At 47.7% G+C, this 23050-nt stretch carries 19 protein-coding genes; 5 read left to right on the top strand and 14 right to left on the bottom strand.

Going from position 1 to position 23050, the window contains the following annotated elements:
• Window positions 1-102: 102 nt before the first annotated feature.
• The 7 genes from RS891_RS05325 to RS891_RS05295 all read right to left on the bottom strand — a co-directional run bounded on the left by RS891_RS05325 (window position 103) and on the right by RS891_RS05295 (window position 9893).
• Window positions 103-2535 (bottom strand): glycoside hydrolase family 6 protein, encoded by a 2433-nt coding sequence (locus tag RS891_RS05325; RefSeq protein ID WP_315794680.1) that lies wholly within the window; start codon window positions 2533-2535, stop codon window positions 103-105.
• Between the two features lie 552 nt (window positions 2536-3087).
• Window positions 3088-4179, bottom strand: a complete 1092-nt coding sequence (locus RS891_RS05320) for an efflux RND transporter periplasmic adaptor subunit (RefSeq protein WP_315794678.1) — start codon at window positions 4177-4179, stop codon at window positions 3088-3090.
• An 85-nt stretch (window positions 4180-4264) separates the two neighbouring features.
• Window positions 4265-5629, bottom strand: a complete 1365-nt coding sequence (locus RS891_RS05315; RefSeq protein ID WP_315794677.1) for an ABC transporter permease — start codon at window positions 5627-5629, stop codon at window positions 4265-4267.
• Window positions 5626-6330, bottom strand: a complete 705-nt coding sequence (locus RS891_RS05310; protein ID WP_315794676.1) for an ABC transporter ATP-binding protein — start codon at window positions 6328-6330, stop codon at window positions 5626-5628. The genes RS891_RS05315 and RS891_RS05310 overlap by 4 nt, the downstream gene beginning before the upstream one ends.
• A gap of 235 nt (window positions 6331-6565) precedes the next feature.
• Complete coding sequence (locus tag RS891_RS05305) at window positions 6566-7723, bottom strand: hypothetical protein (protein ID WP_315794675.1); 1158 nt, start codon at window positions 7721-7723, stop codon at window positions 6566-6568.
• Window positions 7720-9183 carry a sensor histidine kinase gene (locus RS891_RS05300; protein WP_315794674.1) on the bottom strand — a complete coding sequence of 488 codons (1464 nt, stop codon included), beginning with the start codon at window positions 9181-9183 and terminating at the stop codon, window positions 7720-7722. The genes RS891_RS05305 and RS891_RS05300 overlap by 4 nt, the downstream gene beginning before the upstream one ends.
• Window positions 9180-9893 carry a response regulator transcription factor gene (locus RS891_RS05295; RefSeq protein WP_024628875.1) on the bottom strand — a complete coding sequence of 238 codons (714 nt, stop codon included), beginning with the start codon at window positions 9891-9893 and terminating at the stop codon, window positions 9180-9182. Before RS891_RS05295 ends, RS891_RS05300 begins: the two co-directional genes overlap by 4 nt.
• Before the next feature lie 206 nt (window positions 9894-10099).
• Between RS891_RS05295 and RS891_RS05290 the strand changes: the two genes are divergently transcribed.
• The 4 genes from RS891_RS05290 (at window position 10100) to RS891_RS05275 (ending at window position 14923) form a co-directional block, all read left to right on the top strand.
• Entirely contained in the window at window positions 10100-10576 is a 477-nt protein-coding gene (locus RS891_RS05290) for an RNA polymerase sigma factor (RefSeq protein ID WP_315794673.1), read from the top strand.
• Between the two features lie 204 nt (window positions 10577-10780).
• The gene (locus RS891_RS05285; protein WP_397386898.1) at window positions 10781-13591 is read left to right on the top strand and encodes a chitinase N-terminal domain-containing protein; all 2811 of its coding nucleotides are present in this window, start codon (window positions 10781-10783) and stop codon (window positions 13589-13591) included.
• Between the two features lie 151 nt (window positions 13592-13742).
• The gene (locus RS891_RS05280; RefSeq protein WP_053779095.1) at window positions 13743-14063 is read left to right on the top strand and encodes a transposase; all 321 of its coding nucleotides are present in this window, start codon (window positions 13743-13745) and stop codon (window positions 14061-14063) included.
• Window positions 14060-14923, top strand: coding sequence for an IS3 family transposase (locus RS891_RS05275; protein ID WP_315796181.1), 864 nt, complete (start codon window positions 14060-14062; stop codon window positions 14921-14923). The genes RS891_RS05280 and RS891_RS05275 overlap by 4 nt, the downstream gene beginning before the upstream one ends.
• Window positions 14924-14990: 67 nt before the next feature.
• On the opposite strand, the gene RS891_RS05270 is transcribed toward RS891_RS05275, so the two are convergent.
• From RS891_RS05270 to RS891_RS05250, 5 genes are all read right to left on the bottom strand, one after another.
• Window positions 14991-15275 (bottom strand): hypothetical protein, encoded by a 285-nt coding sequence (locus RS891_RS05270; RefSeq protein WP_315794672.1) that lies wholly within the window; start codon window positions 15273-15275, stop codon window positions 14991-14993.
• A gap of 187 nt (window positions 15276-15462) precedes the next feature.
• Window positions 15463-16269: a phosphonate ABC transporter, permease protein PhnE gene (gene phnE / locus RS891_RS05265; RefSeq protein ID WP_064640432.1), complete on the bottom strand. Its 807-nt coding sequence runs from the start codon at window positions 16267-16269 to the stop codon at window positions 15463-15465.
• Window positions 16266-17135, bottom strand: a complete 870-nt coding sequence (phnE, locus tag RS891_RS05260) for a phosphonate ABC transporter, permease protein PhnE (RefSeq protein ID WP_315794671.1) — start codon at window positions 17133-17135, stop codon at window positions 16266-16268. Before phnE (RS891_RS05260) ends, phnE (RS891_RS05265) begins: the two co-directional genes overlap by 4 nt.
• On the bottom strand, window positions 17132-17932 hold the full coding sequence (gene phnC / locus RS891_RS05255; RefSeq protein ID WP_315794670.1) for a phosphonate ABC transporter ATP-binding protein: 801 nt from the start codon (window positions 17930-17932) through the stop codon (window positions 17132-17134). The genes phnE (RS891_RS05260) and phnC overlap by 4 nt, the downstream gene beginning before the upstream one ends.
• 178 nt (window positions 17933-18110) lie before the next feature.
• Window positions 18111-19094, bottom strand: a complete 984-nt coding sequence (locus tag RS891_RS05250) for a phosphate/phosphite/phosphonate ABC transporter substrate-binding protein (RefSeq protein WP_064640434.1) — start codon at window positions 19092-19094, stop codon at window positions 18111-18113.
• A 252-nt stretch (window positions 19095-19346) separates the two neighbouring features.
• Here RS891_RS05250 and RS891_RS05245 point away from each other — a divergent pair, with 252 nt between their 5' ends.
• Entirely contained in the window at window positions 19347-21005 is a 1659-nt protein-coding gene (locus RS891_RS05245; protein WP_315794669.1) for a bifunctional metallophosphatase/5'-nucleotidase, read from the top strand.
• 81 nt (window positions 21006-21086) lie between these two features.
• Here RS891_RS05245 and RS891_RS05240 read toward each other — a convergent pair whose 3' ends face one another.
• Both RS891_RS05240 and RS891_RS05235 read right to left on the bottom strand, forming a co-directional pair.
• Window positions 21087-22097, bottom strand: coding sequence for a Gfo/Idh/MocA family protein (locus tag RS891_RS05240; protein ID WP_315794668.1), 1011 nt, complete (start codon window positions 22095-22097; stop codon window positions 21087-21089).
• A gap of 57 nt (window positions 22098-22154) precedes the next feature.
• Complete coding sequence (locus RS891_RS05235; protein WP_315794667.1) at window positions 22155-23003, bottom strand: sugar phosphate isomerase/epimerase family protein; 849 nt, start codon at window positions 23001-23003, stop codon at window positions 22155-22157.
• Between the last annotated feature and the right edge of the window lie 47 nt (window positions 23004-23050).

Raw genomic sequence — 23050 nt, 5'->3', positions numbered from 1 at the left:
ATCCGCTTACACATCCCTAATTTCCGATCTTCAAGCGGCTCTTAAACGCTTCCATCAGCGAATTCTTTTTTTCACAACCGAACCAACTGTATAACATTCCTTTTAAGGCTCAATGCCCCAGACAAGGGTACCGCCTTTGTAGAGGGTCACCTTGTTCCAGTCCTGATAGGATGTTTTGGTTGGATCGTAGGAATAATCATTGGTTTCATCAAAGTTGCTCCAGTCCGTTTTGTACATGCGGAGCTGGATATCCCCGGATTGTCCGCCTGCCTGGATGGCACCCGCTCCAGAAGTGAAGCTCAGCTCCACATAGGAATCGGTGAATGTGCGCTGGATGTTGGCTCCGCCAACTTGAGCGTAATCGATAGCAGAGTCCATCGCTGCGGTACCTTCTTTGGAGAAGTAATAACGAATTTTCAGATCACTCAGGTTTACAGCCGTGTTACCTACGTTTTTGATATTGAAATACGGTTTGATTTGGTTATCTGCCGCGTTGGTATCTCCCGCACGATATTGCAGAACCAGGTCACTGGTCGGAACAACTACACTTTGTGGTGTTGCAGAAGCTGCGGCAGAATTGAGACTTTCCCCGGCAGCGTTCACAGCACTAACTACATAATGATAGGTCGTTCCATTGGTCAGGCCCGTATTGGTGTAGGATGTGCCGCTTACGCTCGCAGCAACCGTAGTGAATGGACCCGATGCACTCAACGCCCGTTTCACGTTATAACCTGTCGCTCCTGGCGAAGCCGTCCAGGACAAGCTGATTTGAGCATTGCCTGCCGTAGCTGCCAGCGCTGTTGGTGCGACAGGAGCGGTTACGCCTGCAACCGGCACAGCACTTTGTACTGCCGAATTCACACTTTCACCCGCAGCATTCACGGCACTAACTACATAATAGTAGGTTGTTCCATTGATCAGACCTGTGTTGGCATACGATGTGCCGGTCACGCCCGCAGCAACCGTAGTGAATGGACCCGATGCACTCAACGCCCGTTTCACGTTATAACTGGTCGCACCTGTGGAGGCTGTCCAGTTCAGGGAAACCTGTGCGTTACCTGCTGTCGCAGATAGTGTTGCCGGAGCTGCTGGAGCTGTCGTTCCCCCCCCTCCACCATTGCTGGCAGGAAGAACAGGGAATGAGTTTTGCACCAGCATGACGAATTGGTCATGGAACCAGTGACCTGACACTGGTGCGTTGGGCAGTGCACCCGTCAATACACCATCACGAGTTGTAAACGTTGGATCACACATCCGGTCGAAACCTTTTCCTTCGTTGTTCGGAATTTCCGAGCTGGAGCCATCAGACTCCCCTGGAGGCTTGACCCATACATAGGCATCCAGATGGGCTGGTCCTGGTGCAGCTTTAGGTGCTTCACCTATGCCTGCTCCACTGTTATTACACCAGTTCCCCCGGTGATCACGCTTGTCCACACGCCCGGAATTTACGTACGTATTAATATCACTGCCTGTGGCAGACGTTGGACGGTTCACCCCGCCCCATCCATTGCGGCTGGTATCAATCAGGACGCCTGTGCTGGCCGGCCAACCCGCTTGTACAAATCCGCTATACAGTGCCGCAGTGAAATCGGTTTCGTCGAAGTAAGGATTCCACTCATAAAACTTGGAAGACTTGATTGGTTGTCCACCGATGTTCAGATCCGGATTAGGCAGATTCGGTTCATTTAGCGGTGTGCTGTTCGCCGTGTTCGTAATGAAGCCATCGGCGCTGTTCAGACCTGCTGCTGTTCCTTGGACAACGTTGGTATACAGCGAGATTGCACCTGTACGGTTGTTATCCCAACCAAGCCAGCCGGAGTGACCAATATCCAGGTAGTTGTAAACATTCGGAATGGCATGCAGCTTTTCCAAGGCGTATTTCACACCAGCTTCATAGATGCCTGTTGAACTCGCCTGGGCACAAGCTGGTGTACTGAGATTAGTTACCAGATTGGGCAGACTGTCCGGCTCAATGATAGCGATGATGCGAATGTCCTGATACTTCGGCTTTGCAAAAATATCGGCGATTACATTGATATAATCATTTTTATACGTCTGCAGAGCCGCCTGTGTTAGTGGAAGTTCACCATTGGAGGCAAGCGCATGACAATCCCGCCCAGGCAAGTTATAGATAACGAATGAAGCGGTAATTGGAGTACCTGCTTTCTTTTGTGCCAAGGCGGCATCCAGATGCTGCTCCACACTTTTGCGTCCCGCATTGTCTGTTCCACCATTAATGGCGGCGATACGGTCGATCCAGACTGCCGTTGGATAGGATTTGACCGTTTCCATCTTGGCTTTTAACGACGCATCACTGGTGAGCGCGATGGACGTATCCACGAGAGCGGAATAATCCTGGTTTAAATACGCTGTAGCTCCGACAAACGGATTATCCACATGTGCTTCAGCCGCCTGACTCACTCCTGGAGCCATGCCCGGGAAGATTCCCGCCGCGAGCAGCGTTGCTGCCAGCATTTGTTTTACACTTCTGCGAAGGACCTTTCCGCCTTTCGATAAGGTTTTCGATCTTGTCATTAGGGTTCCACCTTTCCTGTACTTGGATTGGGTATATACTCATGTCTGATCCTCTGTGTCGGCAAGATGCTATGCACGGTAGAGAACATATGGATGAGCAGTAGGATCTTCACCTCCATGAATGTAGAAACATTTGGGACAAGCTAGGTCAACAACAATAAGATGTGAAACAAGAAACAGAAATGGTGTCTTACACTGAGGTTAAGTGACAAAGCAAGGGGGATAACATCTGTAGGTATGTGCGGGTGATCTTTGGTGAACGGCTTTCAAGGCATTGCTCAGACTCAAACAAAGTAAGCGCTTACTTTTAGAGGTTTTAAAAAAAGGCTTACCCTCGATACAATCCTCACATCGCGTGTCCACCTCCTTATGAATCGATTATACTCCATGTAAATATTACTGTAAATTGAATTTATTAAAAATTATTATATTTAATTCCATAAATCTAGCAGGAATTCCGAGATGCGCCTCCCCAAGCCATAAAAAAGGCCCATCACAGGCTTATTCCCCGTAATGAGCTATTTCACATGCCATATTCTCATGCTCTCTTTTTTATGGAAGCACTACAATATCACCCGGTTTCAAGCCGTTCAATACTTCAGTCTTGTCATCTGTCTCGATGCCTGTTTGAATCGTCTGCTGTGCATATTGCCCGTTGCCCTGATCCAGCATCACATATGCCGTATCCTGATCCCGCATGACCGCGAGCGTCGGAACGACCGTTGCTTTCTCCTTACGCAGCGTTTCAATCTTGCCCTCCAGACTTAATCCACCGATCAGCTTGGCGTTTGGCTTCAGATCAATGACAATATCGAATTGGGAAGGCTGTTTCAGATCGGTTTCTGTTCCCTTTTTGGCAAACTTGGAGATTTTGCTGACCTTTCCGGTTAACGGAACCTCCTTATTGCCCGTCATATGTACACTTACAGGCATACCTGTTTGGATTTTGAATAGCTCCTGCTCGCTAATGGTCGCCACAAATTGTAATTTGCCAGTGTCCACAATGGTACCCATATACTGACCTTCTCCCACCATACGTGTCTTGGTCTCCGAATCGTTCATCAGAAACACACCGGATACCGGCGCGTACACAGTGGATAAACCAATGACCGCTTTCTTGGCCTGAACCTCCTGCTCCTTTACAGCGATGGATTCCTTGTTCATTTTGTTGGTCAGTCGTTTTGTTTCCCGCTCGGCGAAGGCTTTCTTCCGTTCTTCTTCGGTAACCCCCAATTGCTCGGGACCCTCTCCTTGAGCAAGACCAATCTCATTCAATTGAGCTTCCAGCCTCGATTTCTCAATATCGGTTTCCAACTGCTGCACTTCCGTCTGCAATGCTTTCGAATCAAGCGAGAACATCACGGCTCCCTTGTGAATGGGCTCCCCATTCTCGACATTCCACTGCTTTATTTTCGAGGCAAAAGGAGCGTACACATCCGTCTGTTTGGCATAAGCAGACTTGCCTTTGACCTGAATTTCCTGCGTGATCGTCTCCTGAGTAACTTCAAATGTAATGGGCTGCGGGGCCTCGATGGGCGCTTCGGGTATCGGTTTATATTGCTGGTACAGAAAGTATCCAGCGCCCGCGAGCAGTCCGATCATGATGATTCTCTTTATCCATTTGCTTATTGCCGAGTTCTTCATTGCCGTATGTCCCTTCGTTGAATCTGTCTATTGATTCTGTCTGTTCAATCCCTAAACTGTGCTTCCCCTGTATCTCTGCTTTCATTTATGCCGATTTGATCACCTGCAACGCATTTGTACGCGAGGCGCTAATCGCCGGATAGATTCCCGATAGTACTCCGGTCAACACCGCAAACGCTATACCAGCAGGCAGGGCCGACGTCTCAATAACCACTTGGAGTGGTGTGCTTGCCTCCATCGAGATTTGTCCTTGGAGCAGTCCATTTACCCCCTGAATGGCTCCATAAGCGATGAAGACACCAACAATGCCGCCCAACACTCCAAGTACAGCAGCTTCAGTAATGAACATCTGCCTGATCTGCCACAGATTGGCTCCCAGCACCTTCATGACGCCAATCTGTTTGCGGCGCTGATGCGTGGACATGATCATCGCAACAATAATGGACAGCGAAGCCAGCAGCATGACGAATATCCCTATGCCCATAGCGGCCTTCTGGTACATGCCAAGCTGTTCCTTCATCGCCTGCTCCTGATACAGATTGCTGTCTGTCATCAGCGTCAGCTTCTGAATCTGCTCCTGCACCTGTGCTACATACTTCTTGTCTTCTACCTTCACGAGTGCAGAGTTCAACCGTCCTGCCGCCGCGGCCTGTGCCTGACTGCTCTGGAACTGTTCCGCGAGCATCCGGGCGGTTTCGAGGGAAATATAGATCTTTTTGTCATACATGGCATTATTCTCACTCATGCCGCCAGGCACCTTCAGCACACCCGTCACTCGCAAAGGCGAACTTGTTTTGGCTTTGGACGAGTCATTCATGTCCTGATATTTCAGGTTAAACTGCGCCTGAAACAGCTCGGTTTGGGTAGACATCAACGCCATGTACTGTTGTAGAAACTCGTCATTAAACGAATCCTCCATGAGCTTGTTGTTCAGTTCCCGTATCACCTCGGCGTCCACAAGTCCGAATGTTGCACCGTAATTCACAATCGCGGCTCCGCTAATTCCCGATGCCCCGCCTTTGTCAAAACGGTAGCCGAAACGGCTCAATGATCCAAGCTCTGTACCGATGACTTCCACATTGGAGCTTTTGCCATCCAACGTAGCCATCTCCAGCATATCCAGCTTCAACATTGGAGCAACGGCGACAACATGCGGAAGGCTGGCAATAATATCGATTTTTCGAGCCGTTAGCGCTCCGCGTTCGAAGGTGGACGTCTGACCACTGCTCCCGCCCGAACCGATTCCTTCATTGGGTGATACCGTTATCTCATCCATTTTGTAATTCTCATTTAACGTTTTCTCACCATAGACCTGTACCGACTGCCCCACGCTTAATGCGATAATCATGGCGGCACAGCCTATGGACAGGCCAATCATGCACAGTAGAGTAACCACCTTCCTGCGCACAATCTGTCCCCATGACATTCGCAACACATCCAGAACTCTCACAACCGCTCTCCTTGCTCTACTGCCTTGGACTGGCCACTCTCCACCAAGCATCCGTCCTGCAATGTAATGACAACCTGCATCTGCTCCGCCACTTCAGCCTCATGCGTGACAATAACGAATGTTGTATGCATCTCCCGATTCAACTGTTGCAAAATGGAAATAATCTCTTCCTCCGTTCGCGTATCGAGGTTCCCGGTAGGCTCGTCCGCGAATATGACGGACGGCTCCGTAATCAGTGAACGCGCAATGCTGACACGTTGCTGCTGCCCTCCCGATAACTGGGAAGGGAATAATTCGGACTTGCCAACCAGGCCAACCTGTTCCAGCAGGTGCATCGCCTTTTGCTTACGCCGTGATGGGCGAATGCCCTGAAACACGAGCGGCAGCTCCACATTTTCCCGAATTGTCAGGTTCGCCAGCAGCTCATACGCCTGAAAAATAAAGCCAATATGTGTCCGGCGGAATTCCGCCAGTCGGTTCTCACTCATACGCACAATATCCTGACCTGCAATAAGGATCTTGCCTGTGTCCGGCTTCATTAGACCTGCCATTAGATGCAATAACGTCGATTTGCCTGAACCGGAGCTTCCCAGCAGTGCAACCATCTCACCCTTGCCCACGGATATATTAATGTCCTGCAACACGGGAACAGTCCCTTGTGCATTGCGGAACATGTGTGACACCTGTTCTACTCGCAGCATGAATCCGGCTTCCTCTCATCGATGTAATAGAGGTAATTATAGCCATCAGATGTATCGGTCCAATCTGGACTTGTATCCAATTTGTAAAATCAACCTTTAGCTGCATTGGATTGAAAGGCCTTCTTTGGATTTATGCAAAATGTTCAAATCACAAAAAGGCCCTATGGGTTCAGTCCTTAAAATAGCGACTTCCCTCCATAGGGCCCTATTATCGGAGCGTTCCCTATTCACACCTTTACCAAGCCCGGAAGCTAAACCGATATAACTCGCTTTTTTCCATGGAGCTCCCGACAACGAAAAGATTGCTGTCATTCCATTTCAACTTGATAAAGTAATCGATATTCCGGTAGATAACCGTATCGGACCCCAGCTTGCGGTCATTCAGGTAGGCAATGTGCACCTCGTTCTTCTGTCCTTCGAGTGTCAAAAAATAGGCAATGCGGGACTCCTCCTCATCCAGATCGAAGCTCCAGATGGGTCCTTTGACCAGCAGCTCAAACTTCTTGGTATCCGCTCGATATCGGTACAGTCCCTGTTCGTTGTTGATCATGCCCTGAATCAGCATATCCCCATTCTTCAGTACCTTAAACTGCTGTATATCCTGAGCAGGGGTGTATGCCGTGATATCATTTTTGTCATTAAGAGAGAAGCTATAGACGGCGTAATTTTCTTTCAGTTTGACCAGCACATATACTCGTGATAAATCCCGGCTAATCTCATATGAATCCAGCATAATCAGGGTATCATCCGGACTTGAAATGTTACTCACCTGTGCAACCTTGGCAACTAACTCATCATAACTGTATAATTCGCGTTTCTTTCCTGTATTCAGATCCACCATGTTGAACACCAGGTCATCATATCCGATGTAGGATTCATTGCCTACAAAGACGCGTGAATAGGAGTTGTCATTCTTCAGCTTGCGGTATCCTCCTGTTTTCAAGTCATATTCATAGGTTGTCTTCTGCGCCTGAGTTGATCGGTATTGGGAATAAATCATCTTGCTCTGATCCGGACTCAGAGTAATGCCATACTCTGTATTCGTGGCAATGTCCTTCAAGAGATTATCATCCATATGCAGCTGTGACAGCTTTATCCCCGTATAGGAGCGATCTGGCCGATTCAATATGACGGTGTTGGAATCAGCTACCTCAAAATCATAGATGGCAAAGTCATTGGGCAGCTTGGTAGCCGACTCAATCTGAATGGTGCTGCTTGGCGGCGGGGCGAGACGGCTGTTGAACTGTTTATCCGGCAGAATGACCGTTCTGGGCTTCCCATGTCCGATGCTGAACAGGCTACCAATGCCAAAGATACCTCCGACAAATACAATCAGCAAACCGGATAACATAAGCATATCGCGATATCTGCTCCAAAATCCTCGATTCTTCATACGTTCGATTCTCCAGGCAGACTGATATTCACTTGTGTTCCCTTGTTCAATATACTCTTCATTTTCACCGTTCCCCCATGCTGCTCCACCGTGTTTTTCACAATGGACAAGCCTAGCCCCGCGCTTCCTTTCTCTGTCCTGTTCATCCCGTTATCCCGGTAAAAGGGTTCAAATACATGCTTCAGCGCTTCCTCCGGAATGCCTTCTCCTTCATCACGAATCAGTATGGCTACCGAATCTCCCAACCGAAATGATTGGACCTGAATGATGGAATTCACATTCCCGTATTTGACCGAGTTATCCAGCACATTCAAAAAAACTTCCTTGAGCTTATTCCAGTCTCCCTGAACATACAGCATTTCTTCAAGTTCATAACGAATGCCAATATTGTACTTGCCCGCCTTGATGGACATGTCTTCGCAGGCTTCTCGTATAATATTCGATACATTCACCCGTTCAAAACGGAAGGTCTGAATCGGTGTGGATGATACGGTCACTTCCAGGATATCCGCAACCATGACGTTGAGACGTTGGCTCTCATTGATAATATATTTCAACCCTTTATCGAAGAACGCCTGATCCGTAAATCCATTATCCCGCAAAATCTGGGCATACCCCAGTATCGTGGTCAGCGGTGTCTTTAATTCATGGGTCACATTGTCAAAAAAGACCTTGTTGCGTGCCTGCAAATGCTTGACCTCATCCCGTTCTCTCTCAATCACGTCAATCTGCTCCTTTACCCGAGCAATCATGACCGTAAAGCTGGAAGCCAGCTCTCCAATCTCATCTTTCGTGGAGATGTGGATGTCTGCATTCAAGCTGCCTTGTGCAACTTCGGCTGAACGTTTCGTCAGCACACGAATCGGCTTCGTAATCTGGCGTGAAATAAAGACAGATCCAATGAAAACAAATACAAAAATGACGGCTGCAAAGACCTTGATCGTGTTCTGAAAGCGCAGATGCCGTTTGAACAGTTCCGTATAATCTTTTTCCAGCTGGATAATGCCGAGGATGCTCTCCTCCGACAGCACAGGGAAGGACAGATTCCCTGTTACCCTGCCTTTATCCACCACGGTTGTATAGGCGATCTTTGATTTCATGGCAGCCTGTAGATCAGAGGTTTGCGCAGCAGCCAGCTTCGCCTCCGCACCCGTACCGCTAAAGGGAGTGCCATCAGACCGATAGACCACGACCTTTCCGCCCACCGCGGAGCCGATCTGTTCTGCGAGGTCCCGATTCCCGGTCCCCAGGGAGTCCTCACTAATCCGTTTGTTATGAATCAGGAAGTATTGATTGAGCGCGATATCCAGGTTTTTTTTGGATTGCACCATGTCCTCCTGCACTTCCCTGTACATGTTCTCCTCACCCACTTTATTCGAAATAATGAGCAAGGCCGAAAAACCGATAAATACGATGACCGAGAAAAGAACGACCATTTTGAACTGGATCGTCCATTTCATGTATGCACCTGAATATTCAGTTTGTACCCTACGCCGAAGACCGTCTCGATAAGTGAAATCCCCTGCTCCCCACTATCCAGCTTCTTGCGGATGCGCTGAATATGAATGTCTACCGTCCGGGTATCTCCGGGAAAATCAAATCCCCACACTTTATCCAGCAACTCGGACCTTGTATGTACTTTGCGGTGATGGTTGACCAAATATAACAGCAGATCATACTCCTTATTGGTCAGTCCGGCACGTTCTCCATCTTTCCAGACCTCACGCTCATCCTTGCGGATCTCAATGTGTCTGCCCAGCCGCACCACTTCATAGGACTGATTCTCCAGCGTCTCGCTAATTAGATCAATCCGGCGGAAAATGGCCCTAATGCGCACAACTACCTCACGAATATCGAATGGCTTGGTAATATAATCGTCCGCCCCCAGCTCCATGCCGAGCACCTTGTCCAGCATATCGGACTTCGCCGTAATCATAATGACGGGAATCTTCGAATTCACGGAAAGCTGTCTGCATACATCGAACCCGCTCATGTCCGGCAGCATCAGGTCGAGCAAAATCAAGTCTGGTCTGGACTCCCTGAGCAGATCCAAGCCCTCTCTGCCTGTCGCTGCTTCGGTCATCTCAAATCCTTCCTTGCGCAAAGAATAGGACAGGATGTCCCGAATGGACTCTTCGTCTTCAATAATCAAAATCTGTTTCGGTCTCATGATGAATCTTAATCTCCCTGCTTTATGAATTTCATCTGCCTTATATTTTGTATCTCTGCTCCATGAATGAACAGAGGTTCACCGGAAATGTTACAACTCGGATACAAGTCTGGCGTCTTTGGAAACATCATCCCGATATACTTGGAACACAGAGAACAAACCAGACCGGACATAGCCAGATCGGTATCCAAAGGGGAAAACATCACGTGAACAAAACAACCATCCATGATGCTTATGTAAACTATAAATCAGAAGTGACACGGTATCTATCTCAGATCGTCAAAAATCAACAGGATGCAGAGGATCTCACGCAGGAGTGCTTCATTCGAATGATGAATGTATCGGCAGACATTCCGGAAGATCGACTTCTCTACTACCTCAAAAGAATTGCCCGTAACCTCGCCATGGATACATTCCGCAAGCGAACCCGTACACTGAAGCGGGACAGTAGATTGGAGATGCAGACGTATCACTGTGATACATCCGAGTTGGAGATCTCTGAAGGGGTTAACGACCTTGTCTCGATCATTAACAATACAGAGCATCGCAAAATTCTCGAATTACGCGTGATTCACGGGTACAGCATCAAGGAAACCGCACAACTCGTTAACCGTAGTGAAGGCATGATCAAATCCTCGGTATTCCATGCCGTCAATCGCATTCGGGCCAAAGTCATCTCCTAGGAGATGACTTTTTTCATGAGCAGGAATGACGCGAAATCAACTCTGATGTTAGAAAGTATCAAAATTTGCTGTATGGAGCATGACAATGGACTCATTTTTACAAAAGTCGAGTTCGTTTTTACAAATTGTTATGACTATGTGAGATTTTGGTGTGTTAGAATATGGACGAACTCATGTTTTAACTAATATTTGGGAGGGATTTGGTTGGGTAAATTGACACGTATGCGAGGAGTATGGGTAAAATCACTCCTGGCATTGTCCATGGCATTGCCGCTTCAGATCGGATTGTGGAACGGAGATGCAACGGTTCAAGCCGAATGGGCAACAGACCCTGCACCGTTCATTCAGGCAAAGGTTGTTAACGGAAATGCTGGCAAAAAAGTATTGTTCGACAATACTCATGCACAAACAGCCGGAGCGGCTGACTGGGTCATTGACGGAGGCTTTTCGGACTTCGGAAATGCACTCGCGAATGATGGATATTATGTAAAGGAACTGCGCAAGACGACTCCTTTTACCTATGACGATCTGAAAGATTATAACGTGTTTGTTATTGCTGAACCGAATGTTCCCTTCAAAACGACAGAACAGGCAGCGCTGAAAGAATATGTAGAAAAAGGCGGCAGCATCTTCTTCATTGGAGATCACTACAATGCTGACCGTAACAAAAACCGCTGGGACGGTTCTGAAGCGATTAACGGCTATCGTCGTGGCGCATTCGAAGATCCAGCCAAAGGCATGAGCACAGAAGAGCGTAACTCTGAGGCGATGCAAAATGTAACCAGCACGGACTGGCTGTCCGATAATTTCGGCGTACGCTTCCGTTACAACGCATTAGGCGATATTAACGCTACTAACATTGTGCCTGCTGGACAGGCTTTTGGTATTACGGAAGGTGTATCCGCTGTAGCTATGCACGCAGGGTCCACACTTGCGATCACCGATCCAACAAAGGCTAAAGGTATTGTATACCTGCCGAAAACGAATGCAGCTTGGCCAAACGCTGTTGACCAGGGCGTATACAACGGCGGCGGAGTTGAAGAAGGTCCTTACGTAGCCGTATCCAAACTGGGTGCAGGTAAAGCAGCGTTTATCGGGGACTCTTCTCCGGTTGAGGATGCTTCACCGAAATATTTGCGCGAAGAGACTGGCGCTCGCAAAACAACATATGACGGCTTCAAAGAAGTGGATGATGGCAAATTGCTGGTCAATACCGTTAACTGGCTTGCTAATCAAGAAAATTACACTAGCCTGACTCAAGTGAACGGACTCCAATTGGATAATGCAACAGCATTGCTTCCGTTCGAACAACCTGCGGCTTCCACAGAACCACAGGCTGAACCTTGGGCGGCACCCGCTGCAGGATACAAGTGGTATGATCGTTCCACGTTCAAAGCAGGTTCTTATGGTGGACCAGCTTCAAGCGCGAACGCTTCGTACAGCTTCGTGAAGCAGGAAACCCTGCCAAATGCGGAGGACTTCCAGATCCGTGTGGTTGTAGAGAACATGCCTGCTAACACAACCGTTTCCGGTTACAGTGCAGGGATTTACCTGACTGGCGGAACACAGGTCGCCATGATTCAGAATGAAGGTGGTACATGGCCGACTTCATACGGTTACAGCTCTAATTTTAGCGTTACTTCCGACAGTAAAGGTCGCGCAATCAAAGACCTGAATGTCCGCATTAAATCAGGTACAACAGGCGCTGCCAGCCTGCGTCTGCGTTTGAATGGCAGCAATCTAATTACCAATGCAGTTACCGTCGGCAATGTTCCGGCTGAGCAGCTTCCCGAAGAAGAAGGACCTATCCCGGCAACAATCAGCATTGCTGATGCACGCACCAAAGCAGCTGGTTCAACCGTTACGGTTGAAGGCGTAGTTACTACAGAGCCAGGTGCTTTTGGTGGACAATCCTTCTACCTTCAAGACACAACTGGCGGTCTTTATGTTTTCCAAAGCACTGGCGGCTTCCACGCTGGAGATGTGGTTAAAGTAACCGCAGCAACGGCGCTGTACAACAGTGAATTTGAGCTTACGGATATCGTAGCGATCGAGAAAACAGGTACAGCCTCCATCCCTGCTGCCATTGAGGTTCCAGCAGTAACGGCTGCAAACCAGGGTCAACTCGTTCAATTGAAAGAAGTAACGGTTCAGAACATCATTAGTGCAACACCCGTAGGCTCATTTGAATTCGATGCAGTTGCAGCGGACGGAACAAGTACGCATGTACGTGTGGATACACGCACAGGTGTAACACAAACGACCTTCCCTTATGCAGCAGGCGATAAAATCAGCGTGACAGGTGTAGCCGCTATTTTCAAAGATGTATTTCAACTGAAGCCTAGAAGCTTGAACGATTTCGTAAAAGTGGAGGAAGGCGGCGAAGAAGGACCTTCTACGCCAGCTGTTGGCGCACCAGGTAAACCGGCGCTTACATCCAATAATGGTTATAGCAACGGTCTGTCTGAAGGATCTTATACGGTTACGATGAACCTCTGGTGGGGTGACAATGGCACAAGCTACAAGCTGTATGAAGATGGCGTGCTGATTGACACACAAAAGCTGACTGACGCTACACCAGCGGCACAATCAGCCCAAACTACGATTAATGGCAAAGCTAACGGTACTTATACCTATGTAGCTGAGCTGACGAACTCCAAGGGTACAACTCGCAGTGAAGTACTCACGGTACAAGTTGCGAATGCTGCCCCTGGCGAAGCAGTTCTCTCCCAAGACAATTGGGATGGGGACGGAAACTACAAAGTGACGATGAATCTGTGGTGGGGAACAAACGCATCAGAATACCGTCTCTATGAGAATGGTCAACTGATCGATACCAAAGCACTGAACGCAGTAACACCTAATGCACAAAGCGCTGTGACAGATGTATCCGGTCACGCAAATGGAACGTACACATATCGTGCCGAGCTGATCAATGCAGCGGGTGTGACAAGCACTGAAACAATTACGGTACAAGTAACGAAATCCGCTGTATCTCTGCCAGCAGCAAGCTAAGCCTCACTAAGGAATACCTGACGTTTAACCAAGCATTGAAAAACCGAAGCAAGTTTGCCGGGACTCCTGGTATTATCCCCTTTAAGTAGACACTTGAAAAAACCTTCATGTTATCATGAGGGTTCAAGTGACACTTGGAGGGGATATTTTTATGGCCAAAAAAGGACAAACATTTCAGACGTATACCGAAGAGTTTAAATTGAATGCAGTTAGATCCTATGTCGAAGGTTCTTCAAGTTACAAGGTGGTCGCTGATCGCGAAGGAATTCGAAACTGTTCACAACTGAAGGTGTGGGTAAAAAAATGGAAAAACGGGGAAGCGTTTGATGAGCGAAAAAACAATGTTCCGAATCCAATGAAAGGACGTCCTCGTACTGCCTTTAGCAGTGTAGAAGAAGAACGGGATTACCTTCAAGCACAGGTGGATTATTTAAAAAAGCGGTATCCAAATCTAGTAAAGGAGAAGCGCTGAGCCAACGGGAGAACTACGATATCATAGACGAATTGCGCTGCTCGCATGGCATTACACGCCTATTATCGATTACAGGAATACCCCGTTCCAGTTACTACAAATGGCGAGCAACACAGCCGCAGCGAGACGCAAGACAAGACCGTGAGCGTGAGATCAAAGAACACATGATGGCTATTCATTTTGCAAACCGAGAGTTTGGTTATCCTCGCATGACAACGGCGTTGTGGGAGGCTGGTCTGAACGTTAATCACAAGAAAGTATGGCGAATCATGCGGGAACTATCGATCCAATCGGTAATTCGTAAGAAGCGGAAGAAGTCCAGCTATACGCCATCTGTGATTTATCCGAATCGCCTGAAGCGCCAGTTTCATGCGACAGCACCCCAGCAAAAAATGGTGACGGATATTACCTATATTCCGAATGGAAGTACATTTGTTTACCTGTCCGTGATTCAAGACCTGTTCAACAATGAGATTGTAGCTTGGCAGTTGTCTAAACGGAACGATGTTCAGCTCGTATTGGATACGGTGGAACAATGGACACAAAAAAGAGACGTTTCAGAAGCCGTGCTCCATTCGGATCAGGGCTTCCAATACACGTCTCAGGCGTACAACACACGATTAGAAGCATTCGGCGTGAAGGGCAGCCACTCTCGCAAAGCAACCTGCCTAGATAACGCATGCATCGAATCCTTCTTTTCGCATCTCAAGACAGAGAAGCTGTACCTTAACCAGTGTAATTCAGAAGTAGAGATTCGACAAGCCGTGGAAGATTATATGTACAATTACAATTACCGACGTTTTCAAGCCAAACTCAAACAGCGCGCACCGATTGAATATCGATGCGCACTGGCAGCATAGCTTTTTTCATCTGTCTACTTGACAGGGGTAAGACCACTCCAGGCACTTGCTTCGGTTTTTTTCTGTTTTATTTTTCACTTAAGATCAGTTTTTCTTCAAAGTTGTTACCATTCATATCTGTCCACTCAATGACAATAGTTTGGTCTTTATTCCTACTGACTTGTGAACCTTTTGTTCGTATTATAGGAAAATTTATCGATTTCGAAGTTAAATCGCTTTCCTTTCTAATTATTCTTCCTTCATTAATGTTAATTTTATATCCTTTAATATCTTCCAAATTATCTTTTTTATAAAATATAGTATACTCTCCACTTTCTGCTCTTTCATTTGTTACTGTACTATACAGTATCATAAGATGAGTCTACTTCTAAAACAGTAATTTCATATAGGTTCAACATTTTGCTGATACTAACTTCCTACAAAACACAAAAAGCAGCACCTGCTAATGCATGGGCTGCTCTTCCGATAGATCAACAATGGATTGAAACATATCCATCATGTTCTTTATTTTATTCGTCTTTATTAGTACTTTTGCTTCTCTATACCAGCTTCTTGCGAATGTATCCAGAGATCAGATCAATGATCGTAATCATCACGATGATCCCAAGCAGGATAATCCCTACTCGCGGCCAGTTCCGAGTACTGAGTGCAAAGATCAGCGGTGTACCAATCCCCCCTGCCCCGATAACCCCCAGAATGGTTGCGGAACGCACATTAATCTCGAACCGATACAACGTGTAGTTAAGGAATCCAGGCAAAACCTGTGGCAGTACAGCAAACCACAGCTGCTGCATGCGAGTCGCTCCGGAAGCGAGCAACGCTTCAGAAGGACCATAATCAATATTTTCCACTTCATCAGCGAACAGTTTACCTAGCATCCCGATGGAATGAAGTCCAAGGGCGAGTACACCCGCGAAGGAACCCGGACCCACCGCCTTGATAAACAGCAAAGCCATAATAATCTCCGGGAACGTACGGATAAAGCTGAGCACCATTTTGCCCGTACCCGATACAGGACGGAAGCTGCTCATATTCCGGGCAGACCAGAACGCAAACGGGATACACAGTACAGCGGAAATGACAGTACCCAGCACGGAGATCGCCAGCGTATCCAGCAATCCTCGCAGCAAATCTTCACCCTCAGGCAGATAAACAAAGTCCCAATCCGGGGAGAAAACCCCGGCAATAATGGCCTTCATGATCTGACCAGCGGTTTCCTTCAAACCGGTAAACGGTACGCCGGCAAGTGCCCAAGCGTACACAAGAATAAGCAAGATTACAATGACCCAGCGAAGCGGGTTTTTCCGTGGTTTGCGCCGGATTACGCTTGTTTCATTTTTCATCATAACAATTTCTCCCGCAGCTTAGTACTTACATAATCAATGATCAGAACAATGACAAGGGTAAACAGAATGATTACACTCGTTTTGTCATATTCCAGGAATCCAAGTGTTGCTTCATAATACAGTCCGATGCCCCCAGCTCCAACTAATCCGAGAATCGCAGCGGCGCGCACATTAATCTCAAAGGCATACAGTACATAGGAAGTAAACTGGGCGGCCAGTTGTGGCACCACACCATAAACAATGAGTTGAATTCGGTTCATGCCGACAGCCGTCATTGCTTCAAGCGGTCCCTGATCAATCGTTTCCAGCGTTTCGTAGGTCAGCTTGGCAATAAGTCCCACCGAGAAGACGGCGAGTGCCAATATACCAGGAATCGGTCCCAGTCCAAACACAGCAACGAACAGCGCCGCCAGCAGCAGGTCAGGCACGGTACGTATCAGGTTTAGTACAAAGCGAGCTGGATAGTAAATCCAACGGCTAGGCATTAAGTTGCCTGCACAGATAATGGAGACCGGAATCGCGATGATCGCACCGATCGTTGTACCGATCAGAGCCATACGGATCGTCTCCAGCATGCCCTGAACGATGTTGTCAAAGTAAGTCCACCGCGGAGGAAACATCTCCTTCAGCAGATCCAGCATGTTCGGAAAACCTTCAATCAGTTCGCTGAAGCTGGCATCAGTCTGTTTGGCACTTGCCCACAAAAGCAACAGAATGATGACCAACGTGAGCAGATGTTTGGTACGCCCCGGTGGTTTGGGACGGTTGACAGCCGAGCCTGAGCCTGAACCTGTGCCAGGACGCTTTCCCTTTCCTGATTCGTTCTGCAATGATCCATCTATCGATACGTTTACGGGTTGCTTCATACCAGAACTTCTCCCCGCTGTTCCTGTACAGCCTGTTTATCCAGCAGCTCGTCTGCCAGAATAGGTCTGCCATAAATTTCTGCAAAACGCTCATCCGTTGCCTCGGATACCGGACCATCGAACACCACTTCGCCCGCACGCAATCCCACAATACGGGTAGCATACTCTTTGGCTAGGTCGATAAAGTGAAGGTTAACGATCGTTGTAATGCCGAGATCCTGGTTGATGCGTTTCAGATCATCCATTACCTGCTTCGTTGTTAGTGGATCGAGTGAAGCGACAGGCTCGTCTGCCAAAATGATTTTGGCTTCCTGTGCAAGTACTCGGGCTATAGCCACCCTCTGCTGCTGCCCACCGGACAACTGATCTGCACGTGAATAGGCTTTTTCCGCGATGTTTACTCGTTCCAGTGCTCCAAATGCGAGTTCTGTATCTTCTTTTGGGAAACGACCCAGAATGGTACGCATCGTGGAATGATATCCCACGCGTCCAGCAAGCACGTTACGAAGCACACTGGAACGTTTCACGAGATTGAAACTCTGGAAGATCATGCCGATATCCCGGCGGATCATGCGAAGTGACTTGCCATGAGCTTTGGTGATCGACTTGCCATTAATCAAAATCTCACCGTCACTGATATCATGAAGTCGGTTAATGGAACGCAGAAGCGTCGATTTTCCCGCACCAGACAAACCAACTACGGCAATGAATTCCCCTTGTTTAAATTTCAGATTAATATTATTCAGGCCCTTGGTGCCGTTAGCGTATGTTTTCGTTACATTGTGAAGCTCAATCATGGCAGTAATCCTTCTTTCATTAATATGGTATTTCGCAGGGTCACGCTGTAATGGGACAAGCCAGCGCAGCGTATGTCACGCTGAACTGGCCTGCCCGCTGATACGATGAAGTTATCCAATGAAAAGATAATCAATGCAATGCAATGCAATCATTAACGATCTTTCTTTTGACAGAAAACTACTCGGTTTTTACTTTTTCGTTGTATTGACGAACGATATCAAACTTGCTGTCATCAGACTCTACATAACCTTCGTGTGTGTAGATTTCTTTGATAATTTCGTGACCTTGTGGATCTTTACCGATGTCGATGAATGCTTGTTTGATCTTCGCTGTCCAATCTGCATTCATGTCTGTACGTACTGCGATCGTATCGTTAGGAATGGGCTCAGTGAACGCCAGTACACGAGTATCTTCAAATACAGTCGGGTAGTCTTTCGCTACAGTGTTACGAGCATCTTGGAAAATTGCTGCAGCATCAACGTCACCGTTCAGTACTGCCAATACGCCTTGGTCATGGCCTTTAACCGTAATTGGCTGTACATCTTTCAAAGGATCAAGGCCTCTGTCGAGCAACAGGGCTGCCGGCCATACATAACCTGCGGAAGAAGTTACGTTCTGGTAAGCGATTTTTTTGCCTTTCAGATCCTCAACGGATTGGATTGGCGAGTCTTTTTTCACAATAATCATGGATTTATACGAATCTGCCAGTTCCTCAGTTGGAGCACCAGTCTCATCATTTACACCAAAACGTTGTGCCTGAAGAATAACTTCAGCTGCGCCTTTTTCTTTGGCAAGTACATAAGCCGTCGGAGGCAGGAAACCTACGTCCACTTTATTGGAAGCCATTGCTTCAATAATTGTGTTGTAGTCTGTGGATACGCTGACCTTCACCGGGATACCCAATTTGTCACCCAGCAGCTTCTCGAGCGGTTTTGCTTTGGCTTCGAGTGTATCTGCATTTTGTGATGGAACGAATTGTACAGTCAGCTCAGTCGGCACATAACCTTCAGCGGCTTTGTCTGTCTCTGCCGTGTCAGTACTGGATGAATTCGAGCTCGTATCAGCCCCGTTAGCCGAACCTGTTGTACTACTGTTAGACCCACAAGCACTTAGAAACAGAACCAAAATCAACAATGGTAAAAATAAAGCAGACTTCTTCAAGCGAACACCCTCCAAAGAGTTTCTATTTTTCATTACTTGTCTACTATAGTCGTCGAATATTACCGCGATGTGAAACGAAATTTGGAGTTTTGTAAAGTTTCCTGTCAGGCTGTCAGAGCGGCTTTGATCTGTTAGAATAGCCTCATTACGGTTGATAATACAAGTATAAATGGTGAATATCCTTGTACTCTGCCGCTAGAATGACCTGTGATTTGATATGTTTAAACTTATATATTTAGAGGAGATTGTAAAATGACATCCATAACAACTACGGCAAACTTCGACATCATGGTAACCAGTGACCTTCATGGGGCCATTCGTCCCATACATTACAACACCAATGCCTATCGCCCAGCCGGACTTGCTTTGCTTGCTTCGCTGATCCGGCGTGAACGGGATCGTTCACCCGAACTGCTGCTCGTGGATAACGGTGATCTGTTGCAGGGCTCTCCTTTGGCCTCGTATGCTGCTTCCTTTGTTTCGAATCACGAAGTGCATCCCTTCATTAATGTTCTGAATGAACTGGGCTATGATGCTGCCGTAATGGGCAATCATGAATTCAACTACGGCCAGGACTTGCTGCGCAAAGCCGTTGAAGACTCCCATTTCCCTTGGCTATCCGCAAATATTGTTAATGAAGGAAAGCCTGACGAAAAGGCACCACACACTACACCTTCTGGAGCAGGCATACCCGCCTTCGGTCCTCCCTATCTGGTCAAAACTTTGTCTTCAGGCGTTAAAATTGCTTTGCTGGGCGCAACGACGCACTATATTCCGAATTGGGAGCATCCGAAAAATATAGAAGGTTTACAGTTCCTTGATGCTTTGGAGACTATTCGTGCGTGGGTTGGTTATATTCGTGAGCATGAACAGCCGGATGTGCTCGTGGTCAGTTACCATGGTGGTTTTGAGAGTGACCTGGAGACAGGCGAACCTGCCGAGCGGTTAACTGGTGAAAATCAGGCGTATGCGATCTGCCGTGACATTGAAGGGATTGACGTTCTTCTTACCGGACATCAACACCGTCAGCTTACCGCCGAAATACATGGTGTGACCGTTGTTCAGCCTGGATTTAGCGGGAACGGTGCGGGTCATGTATCCATTGAGTTGGACCGGTTATCGAATGGAAAGTGGCAGATTGCAGGAAAACAGGCTTGCTTGTTGCTCTTGGATGAAAATAGTGATGTACAGCCCGATTCGGCTGTTATGAAACTGACGGACGAGTTGGAAGCAAAAGCACAGGCATGGCTGGATCAGCCGATTGGCGAGGTGGCCGGAGACTTATCCATCACCGATCCTGCCGCATTGCGGCTCGCGGCGCATCCCTTCATTACTTTTGTACATCAGGTGCAGATGGAAGCAACGGGAGCTCAAATCTCCAATACCGCATTACTTAGCGAAGAAGCCCGTGGGTTTGGTTCCCTCATTACCGTTCGGGATGTGTTGTCCAACTTTATCTATCCCAATACACTGACGATGCTGGAGCTTCGTGGTCAGGACATTCGGGATGCATTGGAGCAAACGGCGCGTTACTTTGAAGTGGAGGCTTCAGGCGAAGTAGTCGTTAATCCTGCTTACATGCAGCCGAAGCCACAGCATTATAATTATGACATGTGGGCGGGCGTAGAATATGAGCTGGATATCTCCAAACCTGTGGGAAGTCGTGTGGTGAAGCTGGAACGCGAGGGCATACCTGTTGCGATGGACGCGACGTATTCTGTAGTGATGAACAGTTATCGCGCAGCAGGTGGCGGTGATTATGCGATGTATCCGGGCAAAAAGGTACTTCACGAAGGCGCCACGGATATGGCGGCACTGGTGGAGGATTATATTCGCAGACATCAACCACTAACAGTGGAGCAGGCGAATAACTGGCGGGTTGTTGTCGTACTGAGTAATTACTGTAATTGAAGGAGTTTAATCGTTACCACAAGTCGTACTACTTCAGAAATGCAAAGAGCAGAACCTGCATCACAGGTTCTGCTCTTTCTATTATAATGAAACCAATGCCCCACGCTCATCCGCCGAGCGCATTTCCGCTTCAATTAACTCAAGTGTGCCTGTTGCACTCTCCGGTGTACATACAGATACAGGCGTACCTGCTTGAACAGACTGGATAAAATATTTGAGTTGGTGATAATATCCAGAGTCGGGTGACAGCTCAGCGACGAAACCGGGAGCATCGTTCGGATTTACTTTCAGCTCGCCATTCTCAAAGACCAGATTTCCCTGCTCCAAATTAACGCGATAGGTCATCGAGAAACCGTAGTCTCCCCCCAGCGTCCAGTCAGCTTGGGCATTCAGCACTTTTCCGTCAGGGTATACATAATTGGTGGATACGGTATCATAACCGCTTCCCGGAATGACGTTGCGAGCCAGCGTGGATACGTGATCCGGTTTGCCAAACACCCAGTGGATAATATCGGCATCATGGATGTGCATATCTAAAATGCAGCCACCGCTTTTCTCCCCATCCAAAAACCACTCTTGAGGCAAATCTGAACCCCTGAAGAAATAACCTGCGTTGACCGCTCCATAACGCCCGTCTTCTACTACGGATTTCAGATAGGCATAGGCTGGCCAGAAGCGTAAACATTGACCAATCATCAGTGTTTTCCCAGTCGCTTTGGCTGTCTCTGCCATCTTCCAGCCTTCCGCCGAATGGCGCGCAACCGGCTTCTCACACAGCACATGCATGCCCTTTTCCAGCAACGAACACGTTAATTCAGCATGCAGTGGCGTAGGCAGCGTAATATCAATGATATCCAGTTCTTCTTGTTCCAGCATCGCGTCAATGTTGTCGTACAAACGATAAGGTGTGAGATCATATACCTCTTGCTCTGTCGCCATGTTGCCGGCTGCTTTACCGTTCTTCAGTTCCTCTATTCTCAGATCGCAGATGGCTACCAATTTCACGGGTTCCCCTTCTGAGGCAAGGCGTACATAGTTATCAAAATGCATACGTCCCATAAACCCAAAACCGATCAATCCCACTTTTAACATGTTTCTACCTCCCACAAAAATATAGATTATATATCGTATAATTGTTGTTATCCGTATCTATTCCTGAGAACGTCCAAGAATGGCATCCATCGCTTTGGATGTATTAAATATGATCTGCTTCGAATGATGAGTGTAAGGCGGAATCATCTCAGCAGTCACATAGTTGTCGTAACCAATGGCCTGTAATGCCTGCATCACCGCCGGATAGTTCACATCTCCAGCCAGCAGATCCACAAATCCATGAAGTCCTCCCGCTTGACGACGGTAATCCTTAAAGTGCACCTTCTTGATCCGGTGACCCAGAATGCGAACCCACTGCTCCGGGTAACCGTTCTGTACGACATTGCCCACATCGAAATACGAACCTATATAATCCGAATTAAAAGAATCAATAAAGGTACGCAGCTCTAGCGGCGACACCAAGAATTTGTTCCATACGTTCTCAATACCAATCGATACTCCGGCACTCTCCGCATACGGCAGCAGATGCGCAAGGGCTTCTTGTGCCCGTTCATAGGCAACTTCATAATCTGTTACTTCGCTGTCTGGAATAAAGTCCACACCGACCGCACCCGGAATGACCAAAATGGTATCCACACCAAATGCCGCGGCAAGCTCCAGCTGTTTTTTACACACATCCAGTGCTTTCGTGCGAATCTCCGGATGAGCACTCGTCATCGGATAATCCCAGTACAATCCGGTTGCAAGTCCCGCAATTTCGAGGCCAGCCTCTTCGAGACGTCCCTGAATATCACGAACCTCCTGATCCGAGGCAGACAGACTCAGCTCGCCTTCTCCATTAAGCGAAAGTTCAATCCCCTCAAAGCCAGCTTGCTTCGCCGTCTGAATACAATCCGCAATAGAGGCATTTCCTGGAAACGACCATATGTTAATCCCTTTTTTCATCCGAATACCCTCCTTCAAAATATGAATATCTGTTCTTCAGCATCGTC

This window comes from Paenibacillus sp. BIC5C1, assembly GCF_032399705.1.
GTDB classification, from domain to species: Bacteria; Bacillota; Bacilli; order Paenibacillales; family Paenibacillaceae; genus Paenibacillus; species Paenibacillus taichungensis_A.
This window is presented reverse-complemented; position numbering and strand designations above follow the sequence as displayed.

Excerpts from the sequence above, each read along its gene's own strand:
- phnE (WP_315794671.1), bottom strand. The coding sequence starts at position 17,135 with ATGAAGCAACCCGTAAACGTATCGATAGATGGATCATTGCAGAACGAA.
- phnE (WP_064640432.1), bottom strand. The coding sequence starts at position 16,269 with ATGATGAAAAATGAAACAAGCGTAATCCGGCGCAAACCACGGAAAAAC.
- RS891_RS05245 (WP_315794669.1), top strand. The coding sequence starts at position 19,347 with ATGACATCCATAACAACTACGGCAAACTTCGACATCATGGTAACCAGT.
- RS891_RS05325 (WP_315794680.1), bottom strand. The coding sequence starts at position 2,535 with ATGACAAGATCGAAAACCTTATCGAAAGGCGGAAAGGTCCTTCGCAGA.
- RS891_RS05280 (WP_053779095.1), top strand. The coding sequence starts at position 13,743 with ATGGCCAAAAAAGGACAAACATTTCAGACGTATACCGAAGAGTTTAAA.
- RS891_RS05235 (WP_315794667.1), bottom strand. The coding sequence starts at position 23,003 with ATGAAAAAAGGGATTAACATATGGTCGTTTCCAGGAAATGCCTCTATT.
- RS891_RS05320 (WP_315794678.1), bottom strand. The coding sequence starts at position 4,179 with ATGAAGAACTCGGCAATAAGCAAATGGATAAAGAGAATCATCATGATC.
- phnC (WP_315794670.1), bottom strand. The coding sequence starts at position 17,932 with ATGATTGAGCTTCACAATGTAACGAAAACATACGCTAACGGCACCAAG.
- RS891_RS05305 (WP_315794675.1), bottom strand. The coding sequence starts at position 7,723 with ATGAAGAATCGAGGATTTTGGAGCAGATATCGCGATATGCTTATGTTA.
- RS891_RS05295 (WP_024628875.1), bottom strand. The coding sequence starts at position 9,893 with ATGAGACCGAAACAGATTTTGATTATTGAAGACGAAGAGTCCATTCGG.
- RS891_RS05310 (WP_315794676.1), bottom strand. The coding sequence starts at position 6,330 with ATGCTGCGAGTAGAACAGGTGTCACACATGTTCCGCAATGCACAAGGG.
- RS891_RS05270 (WP_315794672.1), bottom strand. The coding sequence starts at position 15,275 with ATGATACTGTATAGTACAGTAACAAATGAAAGAGCAGAAAGTGGAGAG.
- RS891_RS05240 (WP_315794668.1), bottom strand. The coding sequence starts at position 22,097 with ATGTTAAAAGTGGGATTGATCGGTTTTGGGTTTATGGGACGTATGCAT.
- RS891_RS05300 (WP_315794674.1), bottom strand. The coding sequence starts at position 9,183 with ATGAAATGGACGATCCAGTTCAAAATGGTCGTTCTTTTCTCGGTCATC.